Below are 18,840 nucleotides of genomic sequence, written 5' to 3' on the forward strand. Positions count from 1 at the left end.
TCGTTTTTGGGGTAACTTTTTTTTGACGCGTGGTTGGGGTGGGGCGTTTCTTGCGCTTTGAAAATCGGCTGCTAACGTGCAGGAACGAAGTGCTTTCGACACCGCGATCCGGTCGAGGAAAACATGGCCCGCTACCTCAAGGAATTGCTGCTGTTTTTGTACCTGCTCAAGGGGTACGCCTATTACCTCGACCGTCTCGATGCGTTGGGCCTGGGCTTGGCAACCTTGCTGTTCGGCGCCATGTTCGTGCTGTTGGTGGTGGCGCTGTGGATGTGCGCCTACATACGCCAGACGATGGTCAGGCATGTGTTTGCCTTGGCGTTGTTCGTTTCAGCGGTTTTTTTCGAGGTGTACACCCAGGTCACGGACAGTTACCTGACCTACAGCCAGTTCGTCTCGCTGGTGTACTCGGGAGGGTTCATCCAGGAAGCGGCCTATCAGTATCGCCAGGTGATCATCAACGCGGCGATCGGCGGCTTGTTGCTGTTGTTCGGCATCGCCCTCAAGCCTCGTCGGGCGCTGCGAGTGCCCGGTTATCTGCCGGTACTCGCGCCCGTACTGGGCGTGGTGTTGCTCAGTGGCGTGCTGTTCGTTCGGGCGGGCGAGGGCGCGCGCGGCCTGCCGGTGATGTACACGCCGTTGGCCTATTTGAATCTCTTCGCCTACGAGTCCTTGCACAACACCATCGGCCCCGGGAACCGGTCACCCTGGCGCGGCGATCGTCTTTGATCGAGCAGGACATCGTGCTGATCATCGATGAAAGCATTGGCGGCAATTACCTCGATATCAACACGCAGTCTGGCGTGCACAGCGGCCTGAAGACACCGCCCGAGGGCGTGGATATTTTCAATTTCGGCTACGCGGCTTCCATCGCCAATTGCAGCGCCGACACCAATGTCACCTTGCGCTACGGCGGTACTCGCGCTGACTACATGCGCATCAACAGCACCCGGCCGTCGATCTGGCAGTACGCCAAGCAGGCCGGCTTGCGCACCGTCTACATCGACGCCCAGCGCACTGGCGGCCATCTGCAGAACCTGATGACCGACTTGGAAAAACAGGACATCGACGAATTCGTCCAGTTCGACCAGGCCAGCGTGCGTGACCGCGACATGGCGGCGGCGGCGAAGTTGATCGAGCTGTTGGGCGACCACCAGGCTGAACTGGTGGTGATCAACAAGGTGGGGGCGCATTTTCCAGTGCACGACAAATACCCCGACGACTTCATGAACTACCGTCCGGCCTTGCCGCGCGGGCAGTTCCAGGAAGTGGCCGACACCGGCAGGCGCGACGGTTTCAATGGCCAGCAAGATGACTGGCTGCTGTACCGCAACGCCTACCAGAACACCTTGCTGTGGAATGTCGGCGAGTTCTTCAAGCGAATCTTCCAGCAGGCCGATTTGAGCCATGCGGTGTTGATCTACACCTCCGACCACGGCCAGGATCTGCACGAGCGCGGCAATCCCGGGCTTAACACCCATTGCGGCGGCGACCCGGTGGCCGAAGAAGGCTTGGTGCCGTTGGTGGTGATCCAGGGCCGCTCATTGCAGACCCTCGATTGGCGCAATGCCTGGGCCCGGAACAAGGACCGCTCCAGCCACTACAACATCTTCCCGACGTTGTTGCAGTTGATGGGCTACGACCCGGTCGGGGTTGAGTCGGCCTATGGAAAATCCCTGAACCAGCCGACCGATGACGACTTCACCTTCAACTACCGCTTCAACGCGCGGCTGGGGGCGAAACCGGCGTGGAAACATATCGACCTGGACAACATCGTGACACCGCATTCCGGCCAGGTTGAAATGGCAGTGGGGCATTGACTCTATACGCTGAGCTCTTTGGGAGTGGGCTTGCTCGTATGAGGCCGGCACATCCAACATCTTCATCGACTATGACGCCGCCTTCGCGAGCAAGCTCGCTCCCACATGGATTTTCGGCAGCCACAAAATGTACATACGCCGCAGAGCCCTGTGGGAGCGAGCTCGCTCGCGATGAGGCCTGCCCATCCACATCACCGCCAGCTGATACACCGCCTTCGCGAGCTCTCGCCTGGGCCGGCATTGCGGCTAATTCCGCTATCCTGAGCCTCACGTTCATTCATCGAGCCTGTTCATGCTTGAAGTCCGCGATGTCTATAAAAGCTACCCCACGCCCCAAGGCCCGTTGCCGGTGCTGCAGGGCGTCGACCTGACCCTGATGCCCGGCAGCAGCCTGGCACTGATGGGGGAGTCCGGCAGTGGCAAGAGCACCTTGCTGCACCTGGTCGCCGGGCTGGACAAGGTGGATCGCGGCAGTATCCGCAGTGGTGAATATCGGCTCGACGGCATGAGCGAAAGCCAGTTGGCGAACTGGCGACGCACGGAAATCGGCCTGGTGTTCCAGCAGTTCAACCTCATCAGCAGCTTGTCGGTGGAAGACAACCTGGCGTTCCAGGCGCGCCTGTGCGGCCGCCATGACGCGGCCTGGCAAGCCCATCTGGTGCAGCGGCTCGGGCTTGCAGCGTTGCTGCGGCGTTACCCTGAACAGCTTTCCGGCGGCCAGCAGCAACGGGTGGCGCTGGGGCGGGCGCTGGCCTCGCGGCCGCCCCTGTTGCTGGCCGACGAACCCACCGGCAGCCTCGACGAAGCCACCAGCGACGAAGTGCTGCAACTGTTGCTGGAACTGCTGGAGGGCAGCCCCACCAGTCTGCTCATGGTGACCCACAGTCCACGGGTGGCGGCTCGCCTGGCCCAACGCGTGGTGTTGCACGGCGGACGGTTGGCGCAGGTGGCCCAGGGGTGATGATTTTTCGCCAGACCCTCAAGGCCTTGCTCAGCCATTGGCGCCAACACCCGGTGCAATTCTTCAGCGTGCTGATCGGCCTTTGGCTCGCCACCAGCCTGCTCACCGGCGTGCAAGCGCTGAACAGTCAGGCCCGGGACAGCTACGCCCGGGCCAGCCAATTGATCGGCGGCGAACCCCAGGCCAGCCTCAATGCCCCGGTGGCGGCACCTTTTCTCAGCAATGGTTTATCGATTTGCGGCGCCAGGGCTGGCCGGTGTCGCCGGTGTTGCAGGCTCGGGTGCTGCTCGAGGGGCACGAGGATCAGCGCCTGCAACTGATGGGCATCGACCCGGTGTCGCTGCCACCCGGCGCGGCCCTGGCGGGGCAGGCGCGGGACATGAGCGAGGTGGTCGAGTTTTTTACCGACCCAGGTCGCACTTGGGTCGCCCCGCAAACCTTGCAGGCCTTGGGGCTGGGCGAGGGCGACCGGCCTCGTACCGTCGATGGGCAACCGCTGCCGCCGCTGCATGTCCAAGTGGACATGGCGCCGGGCGTGCTGTTGATGGACATCGGTTTTGCCCAAGCCGTACTCGGGTTGCCGGACCAGCTGTCGCGGCTGTTGTTGCCCGCCACATTCAACGCCGCGTTGCCGGAGGCCTTCCGTGATCGGCTGCAATTGACGCGTGCCGATGAAGAAAACAACCTGTCGCGCCTGACCGAAAGTTTTCACCTGAACCTCGACGCCTTGGGGTTTTTATCGTTCGTGGTGGGGCTGTTCATCGTTCACGCCGCCATCGGCCTGGCCCTCGAGCAGCGTCGCAGCCTGCTGCGAACGCTGCGGGCCTGTGGCGTCAGTGTGCGGGTGCTGGTCACCAGCCTGGCGATTGAGCTGGGTGTGCTGGCCTTGCTGGGCGGGATCGCCGGGGTACTCAGCGGCTACTGGCTGGCGGGCCTGTTGTTGCCCGATGTCGCGGCGAGCCTGCGGGGTTTGTACGGCGCCGAAGTGGCCGGGCATTTGAACCTCAGCCTGGGGTGGTGGCTCAGCGGTGTCGGCCTGAGCTTGCTCGGTGCGTTGCTGGCCGGGGCCGACAGCCTGTTGCGGGCGGCGCGTTTGCCCTTGCTGGCGTTGGCCAATCCCCAGGCCTGGCATCAGGCCCATGGGCGCTGGCTGCGACGCCAGGGTTGGGTGGCGACAGGGGCGGGGTTGATTGCCGCCTCGGCGTTGGTCTGGGGCGACAGCCTGGCCAGCGGTTTTGTCCTGATGACTGCCTTGTTGCTGGGTGCGGCGCTGGCCTTGCCGGTGTTGCTCAGCAGTGCGCTGAAGCAACTGCTGCGCCGCAACCGCTCGGTGCTCGGGCAATGGTTTCTCGCCGATTGCCGCCAGCAATTGCCGACGCTGAGCCTGGCGCTGATGGCTTTGCTGTTGGCCTTGGCGGCGAATATCGGTGCCGGCAGCATGACCGCCGGCTTCCGCCAGACCTTCAGCAACTGGCTCGAACAACGGCTGACCGCCGAGTTGTACATCAACCCGCAAACCCCGGCCCAGGCGGTGGAGTTGCACGCCTGGCTCAAGCAGCAACCGGCGATCACGGCTATCGTTCCCCTCTGGCAAGTCTCGATCCCGTTGCAGGGCTGGCCGACGGACATCCATGGCATCATCGATCACCCGCACTATCGCCAGCATTGGCCGCTACTGGAATCGGCCGGCGACAAGCCGTGGGAGCAACTGGCCGCCGCCGACACCCTGATGCTCAGCGAACAACTGGCCCGGCGCCTCAAGGTGAGGATCGGCGATCAGTTGACCCTGCCGACGCCACAGGGACCCTGGGCACTGCGCATCGTCGGTATCTACGCCGACTACGGCAATCCCAAGGGCCACGTGCTGGTCAACGCCGATCACTTGCTGGCGCATTGGCCGCAGCTGACGCCGAACCGTTTCAACCTGCGCATCGAACCGCCCGCGATCCCGGCGCTACTGACCGCGTTGCAGGGCCGGTTCAGCCTGGACGACAGCCGCATCGTCGACCAGGCCCGGCTCAAGGGCTGGTCGAGCCAGGTGTTCGAGCGCACTTTCGCCGCCACCGCCGCCCTTAACAGCCTGACCCTGGCGGTGGCTGGGGTGGCGTTGTTCATCAGCCTGCTGACCCAGAGCCAGAGTCGTCTCGGCCAGTTGGCGCCGCTGTGGGCGCTGGGGGTGACGCGTCGGCAATTGATGTTGCTCAACCTCGGCCAGACCTGGTTGCTGGCGCTGCTGACCCTGGTCCTGGCCTTGCCGCTGGGCATTGCCCTGGCCTGGTGCCTGGACGCGGTGATCAATGTGCAGGCCTTCGGCTGGCGCCTGCCGTTGCGGGTGTTCCCGTTGCAATTGGTGCAGTTGCTGGCCCTGGCGATGCTCGCCACGCTCCTGGCATCGGCCTGGCCGCTGTATGCGTTGTACCGCACGCAGCCGGCGGATTTGCTGAGGACCTTTGCCCATGAAGATTAAAATTGGCGTGTTGCTGCTGGCGTTGCTCAGCGGTTGTGATGATTCAGCGCCGCCACAAAAGGGCTTTGCCGGCCTCGGCGACCAGGCTGTCGCGTTCACGCCTGTCGTGCCTGGGCGGGCGTTCAGTTTTCCGGCCGACCACGGCATTCATGACGGTTTCCGTATCGAGTGGTGGTACGTCACCGCCAATCTCAAGGACGCCCAGGGCCGGGAATTCGGCGTGCAATGGACGCTGTTTCGCAGCGCCTTGGATGCCGCGCCCCAGGCCAGCGGCTGGCGCAACCAGACGATCTGGCTCGGCCACGCGGCGGTCACTTCCGCCACCGTGCACCATGCCGCCGAGCGTTATGCCCGAGGCGGAGTGGGGCAGGCCGGGGTGCAGGCGGTGCCTTTCGAGGCCTGGATCGACGACTGGCAATTCACCAGCCAGGCTGCTGCGGCCGAGCCGTTGGCGGACATGCAATTGAAGGCGCGCGACCGACGCTTCAGCTATGCGTTGCGGCTGACGTCGAGCCGCCCGTTGGTGTTGCAGGGCGATCAAGGTTTCAGCCAGAAATCCGCACAGGGGCAGGCGTCGTACTACTACAGCCAGCCGTTTTTCCAGGCCAGCGGTGAGTTGGAAATCGACGGTCAGCGTTACACGGTCAGCGGCCCGGCCTGGCTCGACCGCGAATGGAGCAGCCAGCCCCTGACCGCCAACCAGACCGGCTGGGACTGGTTCTCCCTGCACCTGGACAATGGCGAGCACCTGATGCTCTATCGCATGCGCCACAAGGACGGCGCGCCTTACCTCACAGGCACCTGGATCGATGCCCAGGGCCGGAAGCAAACCCTGCATGCCGCAGATATCAGTCTCGTGCCTCTGGACACCACCCAGGTTGCGGGACGCTCGATGCCGGTACGCTGGGCCATCAAGATTCCCGGCAAACAACTCGACGTGACCCTTCAGGCACTCAACCCCAAGGCCTGGATGGACCTGCGCATTCCCTATTGGGAAGGCCCGGTACGACTCAGTGGCAACCAGGGCGGCACGGGTTACCTGGAAATGACCGGCTACTGAGAATCGTCGGAACTCCCTGCGAACGTCGACCCTCATAACTGATGAATGTCTCGCAGGAGCCCGCCATGAGCGATGACCTCAAACTTCCGTCGCTGGCCGACTGGCAGCAGTTGTTCGACGACAAGGCCTATTGGCAGCAGTCCCCCGATGCCCACTTCACCGAGCTGATGCGGGTGGCCAATGACCTGTTCGGCAGGGGCACCATCGATCTGGCGCGCTGGCAGGATTTGAAGACCCAGGCTGAGCAACTGCACCGGCGCTCGCCGGATGCCAATGTCGCTGAAGAAGTCGCCGACCCCGATGCCTGAATCCCGAAAGATCCAAGGAGTTCGCCATGAAGCACAACCCCGATCGAACCCCATCCAATCCGGACGCACCGGCATTGCCCGGCGAAGTGGAACGCGATAACGATGCCTTGCGCCCCAATGATCCGGCCAAGCGCAAACAGCAACAGGGTGACCCTGAAACAGGGGACACCGATGCGCAAAAAACCGGACGGCGTGGCTGAAGTCCGGCTGGTATTAAAAAGAGTTTTTTAATGACTGTTTAATTTTCTTGTTTGGGTAACTTTCTGTATTTGTCCATGTTTTGTATAACTGTTTGCACCGCTGGCGAAGGAATCCTCCCTCACCACAGGTCCGGGTTCCGGTCCACGAATGTAACTGTACGAACATATGAGTCATGATCAGTCGTGCACAGCTACAACAAAGATAAACAATTATTTAAACAGCCTCGCGGACTTATTCTGAAAGTTCCATTATTATTGTGCCTGTTCGCCCAGTGTCAGGCTCTTTACCAGTGCATGGATTGCCGAGGCCGTCGCACTGGGCGAACACCGTCCTGAATCAATAACTGTCAATTATCAGAGTGCACATTGACCCACTGCGTTGGTCGATGGGTGAACGGCTGCCTGCGATTTCAACCGGCGGCCGGTACACGCCAGTCATCGGAACCCGAGGTGCCGCTGACTTCATGGGTCCAGGTGATCTTGCGATACGTGAAGTACACGTCTTCCAGATGGGTGAAGTGGGTGTTCTCCGGATCCTGGCAGTTGGGCATGTAGTCCTTGATATCGACGATGATCGCGTCCTCCAACGTAGTGGTGTAGTAGTGCTCCTGAGTGCCGGCGGCCGAAGTGCGGTACCACTGGATCTTGACTTCGGTCAGGCGTTCGCCGCTCGTCAGGGCAGCGAGCATCAGTGGCGAAGCCTTGTCGAATACCTTGGTGATGATCAGGGGTTTGTGTATGCGCTGGCCGGTTGGCTGACCGGACTGAGGATCGCGAGGGATGGTCACCTGGTGCTCGAAAGCCTGCACCATGACCTGGTCTTCGTGACCCTCTTGGTAGGTGTTGCCCACTGAGTCGGCGGTAAACGCACCGGCAGTGATCAGACCTTGTTTGGTGCCTGTAACGGACATGTACGCGGGGATAGCCAAGGAATGCTCTCCTTCCTGGATAACGATAAGGTCCTGGGACGGGAATCGCCCCTAGGTGGCCTGACGGTTATCAAACGCTATGCCAGATTAGAAAAAACTATAAATATCAATAGCTTGATCTGAGTAAAGGCGGCTATTCCCTTCAGTCGGGCAACAAAGCGTACAAACGCTTGCCCGGTGCATTGCAGATATTCGCGACCCATCCGGGCGTCGCTCTAGCCGGGCAGAATCACCGAGGACGGCGCGCCGTGTTGCGCGCCGGTCAGGCAACTTATTGCCGTTTTATCCTTCGGCCTGTTCCTACACGCCCAACGCAGCTCTGCACTCATCAATGGAGCGCTGTTGCGTCTGGGCGTACAGCCCCAGCTCATCGATGGTCGCTCGCCCCAGCGCCGCTTCGAAAGCCTGGCGATTGGACTGCCCGGCGTAATGGCTCTGGGCGGCATCGCCGAGGTTCGACTGGAAGATGCCGGCGGCGCTGACCGGCAGGAAGTCTTCGTACACCAAGGGCTCGGCGCGCAGGTATTGCTGTTCGAGCAAGTGTTCCAGGGACGCTGCTGGTTCGAGGGTGCCCTTGGCGGCGAGGCCCTTGGGCGTCGGGAAGTAGCGGAAATACGCCAATGCCTGTTGGCGCAACTCATCGTGGTTGTCCGGGAATGCGACAAAGTGTTCGGTCATCAACGCGTTGTAGCGTTCGGCGTTGGCTTCGTTGGGAAACGCCCCCAGCGCATCGCGTGCGGCATTCAGCAATTGGTCGTAGAGCCCGCGGCCCTTGGGCGTGAGCGCGGCGCCGCGTTGTTCGATTTCGCCGAAGCGGGCGCTGTGGCTGCCTTGGGCCTGTGGCTGGTCGGTGAAGGCGACGGGTTCGTCGAGTGCCTTGAAACTGGTCTGGCGCAGCAGGATCGGGCATTGGCGACGGGGTGGACCTTCGATCACGGCCTTGGGAGTAATGCCATGCACGGGCATCCGCGCCTGGACGATGTCGATGTCCAGGGTGCGCGGCGTCAGGTGATTGATGTGCGGGCCCTTGAACGCCACCACGTCGGCGATCAGGCGATGCTGGGCGCTCAGTTGCCGGTACTGTTCGGCGGTGACGGTGGCGCTGTGGTGCCAGCGGAAGGTTTCCAGGGCCTGCAGGACGAAGTCCTCGGCCTGGGCTTGCGTCAGGCCACCCTGGCGCTCGGCCAGGTCAATGAGCTCCAGGGCCCCGGGGGTGAAGATCTGCCGTTTGGCCAACACCGACTCGGCAAAGGCCCGCAGCTCGGAATTCTCGATCAGTTCCAATCGCAGCAGCGAGGTAAACACTCGGAACGGGCTCACCTGCAACGCGCTTTCATGCACGGCGCGAAACGCTGTGGAATGCACTGGCACCCCGGCCGGCGTGAGGTCGTAGTAGCCCACCGGCTGCATGCCCATGACCGCGAACAGTCGCCCCAGGGTCGCCAGTTCGGCGGCGGTGCCGACGCGAATCGCGCCGTGGCGTTCCAGGTCCAGGCGCTCGAGTTCGCCGGTGCTGCGCAGGTGTTCCGCCAGTGGCGGCTGTTCGCTCAGCACCTGGGCGTTGGTGTGTTCCACCAGCTTCATCAGGGCGCCATACAACGGCACCTCGTCGCGGTACATGTCGGACATCGCTCTGGAGAAGCGTTGGCGGATCAGGTCGGGGCTGACGAAGCTCATCGTGAGAATTCCTGGCGAGGGCTGTGGGAAAGTTGAACGAAAGATCGCAGCCTTCGCCGGCCCCGGCAAACGAAGAATCTTCAGGACTTCATTCTGCCAGGGACTGATCCACCAGCTCGATCCAGTGCCGCACGGGCGTGCGACCGGCGCCGTCGAGGTGGTTCTGGCAGCCGACGTTGGCCGTGACAATCATCTCCGGCTGACCGCTTTCCAGGGCATTGAGGCGGTTGTCGCGCAACTGCCGCGCCAAGGCCGGCTGGGTCAGCGAATAGGTGCCGGCCGAACCGCAACACAAATGGCCGTCAGGCACCTCGGTGAGGTTGAAGCCCAGCCGCGTCAACAGTGCTTCGATGCTGCCGCCGAGTTTCTGCGCATGCTGCAAGGTGCATGGGCAATGGACGGCGATGCGCTGGTTCCTGGCCGCGCAGATCTGTTCCAGCGGCTCGTTGCCGAGCACTTGCACCAGGTCCAGCGCTCGTTCGCTTACCTGCTTGGCCTTGGCGGCATAGGCAGGGTCATGTTCCAGCAGGTGCCCGTAGTCCTTGATGAAGGCGCCGCAACCGCTGGCGGTCTGGACGATGGCTTCGGCGCCGTGCTCCAGGTGCGGCCACCAGGCGTCGATGTTCTGTCGGGCGCGGTCCAGTCCGGTGGCCTGGGCATCGAGGTGATAATCCAGCGCACCGCAGCAGCCGGCCTGCGCACAAGGGATCACGCTGATGCCGAGTCGATCCAGCACTCGCGCTGCCGAGGTGTTGGTGTTGGGCGACAGGCCCGGTTGCACGCAGCCTTCGAGCATCAACACCCTTCGCCCATGGCGCAGTGGTGGGCGATCGCTGTGGGAGGGGGCGGGGTGGGGCAACTTGGCGCTCAGGTTCGTCGGCAGCAACGGACGGAAGACCGCTCCAAGGCGCAGCAGGGCCTTGAACCGTTCGGGACTGACGGCCAGGCTGCGCAACCCCAGGCGCAGTGCGCGTTGGCCGGCGGGGCGCGGCACGGCTTGGTCGACCACCGCCCGGCCGATATCCAGCAGGTTGTGGTAGTCCACGCCGGACGGGCAGGTGGTCTCGCAGTTGCGACACGACAGGCAGCGATCCAGGTGCAACTGGGTGCTGGCTGTCGCCGGCTGGCCTTCGAGCACTTGCTTGATCAGGTAGATCCGACCTCGCGGGCCATCCAGTTCATCGCCGAGCAATTGGTAGGTGGGGCAGGTGGCATTGCAGAAGCCGCAATGCACGCAACTGCGCAGGATCCGTTCGGCTTCTTCGGCGCGGGGCAGGTTTTTGCTTTCCTCACTGAACCGAGTCTGCATGCTAAAGCTCCGGGTACATTCGACCAGGGTTGAACAGTCCCAGGGGGTCGAGCTGGGCCTTGAGTTGCCGGTGATAACGTAGCAGCGCCGGGGCCAGTGGCTGGAACGGTGTGTCGCTGGCACCCTGGCGATAGCAGGTGGCATGGCCGCCCACTTCATCGGCCAGGGCTTGCACCGTGCCGGCCTCGGTTTTCAACCAGCGTTGCGCGCCACCCCAATCGATCAGTTGAGCGCCGGGCAGGGTGAGGGGGCCGGTGTGGTTGGGCAATGACAGGCGCCACAGCGGCAAGCCTTCGTCGAAAAATGCCAACCGATGTTCATTCAGTGCCGTCCAGTATCGATCGTCGATCACCTCGCCACCAAAACGTTGATGAGCGGCGCTGACCGAGCCTTCGCCCCCCTCCAGGCGCAGGTGCAGGCAGTCGCCGTCATGGCTGGCGGCGCTGATGGGCAGGGGCTGGCGACCCCATTCGGCGAGTGTCTCCAAGGCTTCGGCGCTGCCCAGCTCCAGACGGATGCTCAGGCTGTGACGGGGCTTGGGCAGGACCTTCAAGGACACTTCGGTGATCACCCCCAGGCAACCGAAACTGCCGGCCAGCAGGCGCGAGAGATCATAGCCGGCGACATTCTTCATCACCTCGCCGCCGAAGCGCAGCACGGTGCCGTGGCCGCTGATCAGGCGCGTACCCAGGACGAAGTCGCGCACCGAACCTGCCCAGGGGCGACGTGGCCCCGACAGCCCGGCGGCGACCATGCCGCCGACCGTGGCGTCGTCGCCGAACGCCGGCGGTTCGCAGGGCAGGCGTTGCCCGGCGGCCTCCAGGGCGGCGAGCAGTTCCCGCAACGGGGTGCCGGCCCGCGCCGTGATGACCAGCTCGGTGGGGTCGTAATGGACGATGCCACGGTGCACGCGGGTGTCCAGCACTTCGCCGGCCACTTCCCGCCCCAGGAACGCCTTGCTGTTCGAACCCTGGATGCGCAACGGCGTGGCGTTGGCCCGTGCGCGATTGACCTGTTCGAGCAACAGGTCGCTGGCGTCCTGGTCGGCTTCGCGGCTCATCAGAAACGCTCCAGTTCGGGAAACGGCAACTGCCCGCCATGGATGTGCATGGCACCGAACTCGGCGCAGCGGTGCAGGGTCGGGATGTTCTTGCCGGGGTTGAGCAGGCCTTGGGGATCGAACGCCGCTTTTACCGCGTGGAACAGGTTCAGTTCGTCGCTGTTGAACTGCGTGCACATCTGATTGATTTTTTCCCGGCCAACCCCGTGCTCGCCGGTGATGCTGCCGCCTACCTGGACACACAGTTCGAGGATTTTCCCACCCAGGGTTTCGGCGCGCTCCAGTTCGCCGGGCTGGTTGGCATCGAACAGGATCAGTGGGTGCATGTTGCCGTCGCCGGCATGAAACACATTGGCGACCCGCAGGCCATACTCGGCGCCCAGGCTGGCGATGCGTTGCAGCACTTCGGGCAGGGCACGTCGGGGGATGGTGCCGTCCATGCAGTAATAATCCGGCGCCAGGCGTCCCACCGCCGGGAAGGCGTTCTTGCGCCCGGCCCAGAACCGCAGCCGCTCGGCCTCGTCCCGCGCCTGGCGCACCTCGGTGGCCCCGGCCTGTTCCAACACCTGACGGACCCGTTCGCAGTCGTCATGGACATCGGCCTCGACCCCGTCCAGTTCGCACAGCAGGATCGCTTCGGCGTCCACCGGATAGCCGGCGTGGATGAAATCCTCGGCGGCGCGGATCGCCAGGTTGTCCATCATTTCCAGGCCACCGGGAATGATGCCGGCGGCGATGATGTCGGCCACCGCCCGCCCGGCCTTGTCCACCGAATCGAAACTGGCCAGCAGCACCTTGGCGACCTGGGGCCGGGGCAACAGCTTGACCGTCACTTCGGTGATCACCCCGAGCAAGCCTTCGGAGCCGGTGAACAGCGCCAGCAGGTCCAGGCCCGGCGAATCCAGGGCTTCGCTGCCCAGGGTCAGGCGTTCGCCTTCGACGGTGAGGATTTCCAGCTTCAGCAGGTTGTGCACCGTCAGGCCGTACTTGAGGCAGTGCACACCGCCGGCATTTTCCGCGACATTGCCACCAATGGAACAGGCGATCTGGGACGAAGGGTCCGGCGCGTAATACAGCCCGAACGGCGCCGCTGCCTGGGAGATCGCCAGGTTGCGCACACCCGGCTGAAGCCGTGCGGTGCGGGCGTCGGGGTCGATGTGCAGGATCTGGTTGAACCGCGCCATCACCAGCAACACGCCACTGGCCAGGGGCAGGGCACCGCCGGACAGACCGGTCCCGGCGCCCCTGGCGACCACCGGGACGTTCTGTTCATGGCAGAGCTTGAGCAGCGCTTGCACCTGCTCGACCCGCCTGGGCAAGACCACCAGCAGGGGCGTGGTGCGATAGGCCGACAAGCCATCGCACTCGTAGGGCTTGAGGTCTTGCTCCTGGTGCAGGATGTCCAGGTCTGGAATCTGTGCCTGGAAGGCTTGCAGCAGGGTCTGTTTGTCCACCTTCGGCAAAGGGCCGTCGAGGTGTTCGTCGTAGAGGATGTTCATGGAGTCGATACCCCTCAGTCGCCACGAATCCTTGTGGAACGAGTTTGCTCGCGATGGCGGTGGGTCAGCTTGCCTAGGTGTCGCCGCTATCGCGAGCAAGCTCGCTCCCACATTGGGTTCATGTTGTTTTACGCATCGCCGTCACTGGCCCAACCCCTTGAGAAAACCACGGTACAGCGCAGCGGTTTTCCCCGGTTGCTCGATCATCGGCAGGTGGCCGATCCCGTCCCAGATTTCCACGCGCAAGTCCGCGATGCCCTTGCTCCACACCGGCACGCTGCTGACATCGATCACCCGGTCCTGGCGGCCCCAGAGCAGCAGCGAAGGGGCGCGAATGTCGGCCAGGTGGGGCTCCATCGACGGGCTGTCGCGAAAGTCGGTGTAGATCTCCGCCAGTTCTTCGCGGTGTTGTACATAGCGCTCGGCCACGGCCGCCATCACCATGCCCGGTACCCACGGTGGCGAGGCCATGGTCATTGCGTAGAACGGCATGAACTCCTCCCGCGAATGCACCAGGGACGGGTTACGACCGGTGGCCAGTTGGCGGTCCATGTCGCTGGGCTGGGGGGAGGTGACGCCGGCCGGATTGAGCAGCGCCAGGGTCAGCACGCGATCAGGCGAAGTGGCCGCCAGCCACGCGGCGAGATGGCCCCCCATGGAATTGCCGATCACATGGACCTTGTCCAGGCCGCAGGCGTCGAGCAACTCGATGATTCGCCGGGCCTGGGTCGGGATGTCGTAGCCGCCGCCGGCCTTGAAGCCGGTTTCGCCATGGCCGGGGAGGTCAGGGATCACCACCCGGTAATCACCGACAAAATGCCGGGCGACACGCAACCAGAGGTTCTTGTCGCCGCTGTAGCCGTGCAGCATCAAGATGCTGGCGGACGCTTCATAAGGCCCGCCCTGCCAGGTCGACACGGTCATCTCGCTGATGGGCACGGTGATTTTGCGCAACCGGTAAAGGCGTGCCTCCAAGGCCATGCTCATGTCGTAGATCACATGGCCGATGCCGGGATACGTCAACCAGCTCCAGGCGATAAGTACAGCAAGAACTACCCACAACACCAGCATGTTTTGCCCTCCATGGGCTGCGACAGAATGTAATCAAACGGATCAGTCGGTAATAAGTGAAGCTTAAATCCGGGACATCGTTACTCAGGGGCCTCCTTTCGAAGGCTTACGGATTTCCTTGTCATGTATAGCCAAAATCCCATCAGAGTCTCGCATTTGAATGTGAATAAATACCCCTGCATCAGTGGTGGCTATTTGATGCCGCCCTGATAGACTCCAGACAACCCTATCCCGATGACTCGGGAACCCGCGGTGCAGAGGCGTCCATGCAAAAACCGGGAAAAAAGGGACTGACGTTGGCCAGGAGGCTCTATGTATCGCGCGCCCTGGGCCTGACGCTGGGGTTGTTGCTGGTCAGCGCCGCGCTTTATCCCCTCGACCCGGCACCCTGGGTCTGGAGCTTCATGCTGTTCAACGGCCTGCTCTGGCCGCACCTGTCTTATTGGTGGGCCCGTCGCAGCGCGGTGCCGTATCACGCCGAACACCGCAATCTGCTGATCGATGCCTTTCTTGGCGGCTTCTGGGTCGCGGCGATGCAATTCAACCCGCTGCCCACGGCCGTCACGCTGGCGATGATGGCGATGAACAACGTCGCCATCGGTGGCCTGCGTTTCCTGCTCGTCGGGGTGATGGCGCAGGTAGCAGGCATCGCCGTGGGCACGGTCATCTTCCCGCTGAGCAGCGTGCCCATGACCAGCCCGGCGCAGATCTACGCGTGTCTGCCACTGCTGTGCCTGTATCCGATGGCACTGGGCTGGATCTGCTTTCGCCAGGCCTACACCCTGGGCCGGCAAAAACGGGAATTGCTGGCCCTGAGTCGTACCGACAGCCTGACCGGGTTGCTGAACCATGGCGCCTGGAAAGATCGTCTCAACGAGGAGTTCCAGCGTTGCGTGCGCCAACCTGCGGACGGGACGCCCCGTGGCGCGATTGCATTGATCGACATCGACCATTTCAAGGTCGTCAATGACACCTACGGCCACGGGGCTGGCGACATCGTGCTGCGTCAGCTCGGCAAGCTGCTCAGGCAGAACCTGCGTACCGCCGACGTTGTCGGGCGTTATGGGGGCGACGAGTTTGGCGTGATTCTGCCGGACCTGACCCAACACAACGCGGTGCAGGCCATGGACGGTTTGCGCGAGCGCTTCGCGACCCTCAGCTACGAGCGGGACCCGGCGCTGAAAGTGAGCCTGAGTATTGGCGTCGCGGTCTTCAACCCGGCTTATGCCGACGCGACCCTCTGGCTCAACGATGCAGACCAGGCGCTGTACGAAGCCAAGACCAGCGGGCGCAACCGGGTCACTTGCCACCGCCATCGACCGGTGTTGGAAGCGTCGACCGTTTCTGTCTGAGATGGCCTCTTGCTGCCTGGAGCCTTGGTTCATTGTCGGGTAGGGTGCCCATGGCACTCTCTCGATACGGAACAAGGATGAAATCATGACGATAACCGCTGTTCGCTCCCGTCTGGCCGTCAGCCTCGGCCTGAGCCTGGCCCTTGGCGCCTTCACCCCTATGGCCTTTGCCCAACCCCATCAACAAATCCTGAGCGATGCGCAGCAGTACAAGGGCGAGGCCCTGAAGTTGCTGGAGCGCCTGGTGAATATCGACTCCGGCTCCGGGTATGTGCCGGGGCTGACCCAGGTCGGCGATATTGCCATCGACGAACTGAAAAAGTTGGGCGCGACCATTGAGAAGGTGCCGAACTCGGACGGTACCCAGCACATCCTGGCGACCCTCAAGGGCACCGGTAAAGCGAAAATCCTGCTGATGGCCCACATGGACACGGTGTTCAAGGAGGGCTCGGCCGCCGAACGCCCGTTCCATATCAAGGATGGCCGCGCCTACGGGCCGGGAGTGATGGACGACAAGGGCGGTATCGTCGCGGGGATCTACGCCTTGAAGGTGCTCAAGAACCTGGATTTCAAGAACTACGCGCAGATTACTTTCCTGCTCGACGCCAGCGAAGAAACCGGCTCGGACGCCGCCACCGACCTGATCAAGAAAACCGCCAAGGCCCATGACGTGACCCTCAACCTCGAACCGGGTCGCCCGGCCGACGGCCTGGTGGTGTGGCGCAAGGGCAGTGCGACGGCGCTGGTGGAGGTCAAGGGCAAAGCGTCCCACGCCGGCGTCGCGCCGGAACTGGGGCGCAATGCGGCGATGGAAGCCGCGCACCAGATCTTGCAACTGGGCAAGCTCGGCGACGCGGAAAAGAAAACCACCATCAACTTCACGGTGATTAACGCTGGTGACCGGACCAACGTGATTCCCGACCAGGCGAGCGCCAAGGCCGATGTACGGGCGGCGGTGCCGGAAGAATTCGACCGCATCGAAAAAGACCTGGCCCGGGTCTCGCAGGACAAGTTGATCGCCGACACCGAAGTCACCACCAGCCTAAAGCGCGGCCTGCCACCGATGCCTCAGACGGCGGAGTCGGACCGGTTGATGGCCATGGCCCAAGGCATCTATGGCGAACTGGGGCGCAAACTCACCGAGGAAGGCAGCGGCGGCGCGGCGGATGCCAGCCTCTCGGCCGGTGTCGGCACGCCGACGCTGGATGGTTTTGGCATCGTTGGCGGGAATATCCATACGCCGGAGGAGTACGCGGAAGTCGAGAGCGTGGTGCCCAGGATTTATCTGCTGTCGCGGATGATCATGGAGTTGGCGGGGCGGTAACGCACCATGCCGTAACCTCGAGCGCCTCGAAACCTTGTGGGAGCGAGCTTGCTCGCGAAAGCGATCTGTCTGTCGATCAAGTGTTGGCTGACAAACCGCCTTCGCGAGCAAGCTCGCTCCCACAGGGAAATGCGCTATGTCGACGGACGCGCTTCGACGTTGTCCAGCGCGCGGTTTGCCAGCTGTCCACTCAATTCGATCAATTGCTCGATGCCCAGGGCAATGTGGTGCCTTGAGCCTTGAAGGCCAGGCTTTTGTGGCGAGGGAGCTTGCTCCCGCTGGGTGGCGAAGCCACCCCAAAACCGGTTGGCGCGGTTTTCCAGCCACACCGCGCCAGCCGGTTTTACGACTGCTGCGCAGCCGAGCGGGAGCAAGCTCCCTCGCCACAAAAGCGGGGGCGCTTTTTGATGGCGTCGTTCTAGTACACCCATACCTCCACCCGCCGATTCCGAACCCTGCCTTCATCCTCGCTATTGGCCGCCACCGGCATCAAGGCGCCGAACCCTCGTACCTCCCGCAATGCCACGCCGTATTTGACCAGTTCACGGCGCACCGCCATGGCTCGTAGTTTGGACAGCAGGTCGGCCCGCGCCGGGTCGTCCTTGGCGTCGCCAAAACCTACCAGGGTCACGCGTCGGTCGGCTTTGCCGTGCTGCTGTATATAGTCGAGCACGCGGCTCAGGTCCTGGTGGGCCTTGTTGTCCAGGCTGGCGCTGCCTTCTTCAAAGCGAAAATTCACGGTCAAGCGTTGGGCGTGGCGGCTCAGGGCCTGGTACCCCTCGGGCATCAGTGCATTCGGCGTGACGGCCATGGCCTGGACGGTCTGGGCGATAAACCCGTTCGCCGCGACGATGGCCTGGCCTTTATCGCTTTGGGTAAACGCCACCAATGCCTCGGCCCACGGGTTGGTGCCCCAGGGGGGCAAATAGAAGAACAGGCGCCGGGAGAGTGGGTAGTCTTCGGTGGCGATCAAGTGGTTGAGCGGCAGCATGGGTTGGGAAGCGCCGTCGACAATGGCCAGCGCCTTGGCTTGGCGCACGTAGGGCAAACCGATGAAACCGATGCCTTGCGGGTCCTGGCTGACAGCGTCGGACAACTGTTCGCTCGACTCGAAGCGCCGCGCGGTAGGATCCAGCTGTTTTCCCTGTCGGCTGAGGACCAGTTCCTTGAAGGTGTCGTAGGTGCCGGACTGTTCATCCCGGGCATACAAATGAATCGGCCCGCCCGTTCCGCCGACGGCCTCCCAGGTTTTTGCCTCGCCGCTGAATATCCGCGCCAGTTGCACGGTATCGAGTTGGCGCAGCGGGTTGGAGGAATGAAGGATGATCGCTAGGCCATCAATGGCGATGACCTGCTCGGCGGCAGGACTTTTCAGGTCGCCCAGGGACGACAATTCCTTCAGTTCACTGTCCTTGATCGGCCGGGAAGAGGCCGCCAGGTCGGCGCTGGCTTGCTTGAGGGCGGTGAAACCGGTGCTGGAGCCGTGGGCCGCGATGTCGACTTCCACCCGCCGGCCATCGGCGGTCAGGCCAACGATGCGCTGCTCGTTGTCGCGCCCGGTGATTTCGCTGCTGACCCTGAGCAGGCCCTGATCTTCCATCAAGCCTCTGACCAGGGCCGGCCCCAGCGCCGCGCCGATGGTATTGGAGCCCTGGAGGCGCAAGGCAGGGCCTTGTTCGGGAATGGGCAAATTGCCGGCCCATGCTACGAACGGCAGCCAGAGGCCCATGAAAACCACAACACACAGCCGCATGCCGGCACCTTCTGAACCCGAGGAAGTGCCGGAAGATTAAGTCAGTCAGG

13 protein-coding genes and 3 pseudogenes are annotated in these 18,840 nt (G+C 63.0%); 8 read left to right on the forward strand and 8 right to left on the reverse strand.

Annotated elements, in window-relative coordinates; genetic code table 11:
* The first annotated feature begins 123 nt into the window (after positions 1 to 123).
* The 6 genes and pseudogenes from ACZ5M5_RS10840 (at position 124) to ACZ5M5_RS10865 (ending at position 6,816) form a co-directional block, all read left to right on the forward strand.
* Positions 124 to 1,820, forward strand: a pseudogene (locus ACZ5M5_RS10840) (sulfatase-like hydrolase/transferase).
* A gap of 292 nt (positions 1,821 to 2,112) precedes the next feature.
* A complete protein-coding gene (locus tag ACZ5M5_RS10845) occupies positions 2,113 to 2,781 on the forward strand; it encodes an ABC transporter ATP-binding protein (protein ID WP_060738213.1) in 669 nt (222 codons plus the stop codon).
* Positions 2,778 to 5,248: pseudogene (locus ACZ5M5_RS10850) on the forward strand (ABC transporter permease). The gene ACZ5M5_RS10845 and the pseudogene ACZ5M5_RS10850 overlap by 4 nt, the downstream one beginning before the upstream one ends.
* On the forward strand, positions 5,238 to 6,308 hold the full coding sequence (locus ACZ5M5_RS10855; protein WP_060738211.1) for a lipocalin-like domain-containing protein: 1,071 nt from the start codon (positions 5,238 to 5,240) through the stop codon (positions 6,306 to 6,308). The pseudogene ACZ5M5_RS10850 and the gene ACZ5M5_RS10855 overlap by 11 nt, the downstream one beginning before the upstream one ends.
* A 65-nt stretch (positions 6,309 to 6,373) precedes the next feature.
* Positions 6,374 to 6,616, forward strand: a complete 243-nt coding sequence (locus tag ACZ5M5_RS10860) for a hypothetical protein (protein ID WP_060738210.1) — start codon at positions 6,374 to 6,376, stop codon at positions 6,614 to 6,616.
* Positions 6,617 to 6,642: 26 nt separating this feature from the next.
* Positions 6,643 to 6,816: a hypothetical protein gene (locus tag ACZ5M5_RS10865; RefSeq protein ID WP_177431725.1), complete on the forward strand. Its 174-nt coding sequence runs from the start codon at positions 6,643 to 6,645 to the stop codon at positions 6,814 to 6,816.
* Between the two features lie 410 nt (positions 6,817 to 7,226).
* Here the strand turns inward: ACZ5M5_RS10865 and ACZ5M5_RS10870 are convergent, their stop codons facing one another.
* The 6 genes from ACZ5M5_RS10870 to ACZ5M5_RS10895 all read right to left on the reverse strand — a co-directional run bounded on the left by ACZ5M5_RS10870 (position 7,227) and on the right by ACZ5M5_RS10895 (position 14,361).
* A complete protein-coding gene (locus ACZ5M5_RS10870) occupies positions 7,227 to 7,745 on the reverse strand; it encodes an Hcp family type VI secretion system effector (RefSeq protein WP_060738209.1) in 519 nt (172 codons plus the stop codon).
* A 300-nt stretch (positions 7,746 to 8,045) separates the two neighbouring features.
* Positions 8,046 to 9,422: a 2-oxoadipate dioxygenase/decarboxylase HglS gene (gene hglS, locus ACZ5M5_RS10875; protein ID WP_464739007.1), complete on the reverse strand. Its 1,377-nt coding sequence runs from the start codon at positions 9,420 to 9,422 to the stop codon at positions 8,046 to 8,048.
* Positions 9,423 to 9,510: 88 nt separating this feature from the next.
* Positions 9,511 to 10,731: a glycolate oxidase subunit GlcF gene (glcF, locus tag ACZ5M5_RS10880; RefSeq protein WP_464739008.1), complete on the reverse strand. Its 1,221-nt coding sequence runs from the start codon at positions 10,729 to 10,731 to the stop codon at positions 9,511 to 9,513.
* Position 10,732: 1 nt separating this feature from the next.
* The gene (gene glcE / locus ACZ5M5_RS10885) at positions 10,733 to 11,791 is read right to left on the reverse strand and encodes a glycolate oxidase subunit GlcE (RefSeq protein ID WP_103311232.1); all 1,059 of its coding nucleotides are present in this window, start codon (positions 11,789 to 11,791) and stop codon (positions 10,733 to 10,735) included.
* Positions 11,791 to 13,290: a glycolate oxidase subunit GlcD gene (gene glcD, locus ACZ5M5_RS10890; RefSeq protein WP_464739009.1), complete on the reverse strand. Its 1,500-nt coding sequence runs from the start codon at positions 13,288 to 13,290 to the stop codon at positions 11,791 to 11,793. Before glcD ends, glcE begins: the two co-directional genes overlap by 1 nt.
* Positions 13,291 to 13,431: 141 nt before the next feature.
* The gene (locus ACZ5M5_RS10895; protein ID WP_464739010.1) at positions 13,432 to 14,361 is read right to left on the reverse strand and encodes an alpha/beta fold hydrolase; all 930 of its coding nucleotides are present in this window, start codon (positions 14,359 to 14,361) and stop codon (positions 13,432 to 13,434) included.
* A gap of 266 nt (positions 14,362 to 14,627) precedes the next feature.
* Between ACZ5M5_RS10895 and ACZ5M5_RS10900 the strand changes: the two genes are divergently transcribed.
* Together ACZ5M5_RS10900 and ACZ5M5_RS10905 are read left to right on the forward strand one after the other, a co-directional pair.
* Positions 14,628 to 15,713 (forward strand): diguanylate cyclase, encoded by a 1,086-nt coding sequence (locus ACZ5M5_RS10900; protein ID WP_060738203.1) that lies wholly within the window; start codon positions 14,628 to 14,630, stop codon positions 15,711 to 15,713.
* Positions 15,714 to 15,798: 85 nt separating this feature from the next.
* The gene (locus tag ACZ5M5_RS10905; RefSeq protein ID WP_464739011.1) at positions 15,799 to 17,037 is read left to right on the forward strand and encodes a M20/M25/M40 family metallo-hydrolase; all 1,239 of its coding nucleotides are present in this window, start codon (positions 15,799 to 15,801) and stop codon (positions 17,035 to 17,037) included.
* A 134-nt stretch (positions 17,038 to 17,171) separates the two neighbouring features.
* Here ACZ5M5_RS10905 and ACZ5M5_RS10910 read toward each other — a convergent pair.
* Both ACZ5M5_RS10910 and ACZ5M5_RS10915 read right to left on the reverse strand, forming a co-directional pair.
* Positions 17,172 to 17,282: pseudogene (locus ACZ5M5_RS10910) on the reverse strand (DUF6124 family protein); the annotation flags it as partial.
* A gap of 173 nt (positions 17,283 to 17,455) precedes the next feature.
* Complete coding sequence (locus tag ACZ5M5_RS10915; RefSeq protein WP_464739012.1) at positions 17,456 to 18,790, reverse strand: substrate-binding domain-containing protein; 1,335 nt, start codon at positions 18,788 to 18,790, stop codon at positions 17,456 to 17,458.
* Positions 18,791 to 18,840: the final 50 nt, after the last annotated feature.

This window comes from Pseudomonas sp. Van50, from assembly GCF_055390755.1.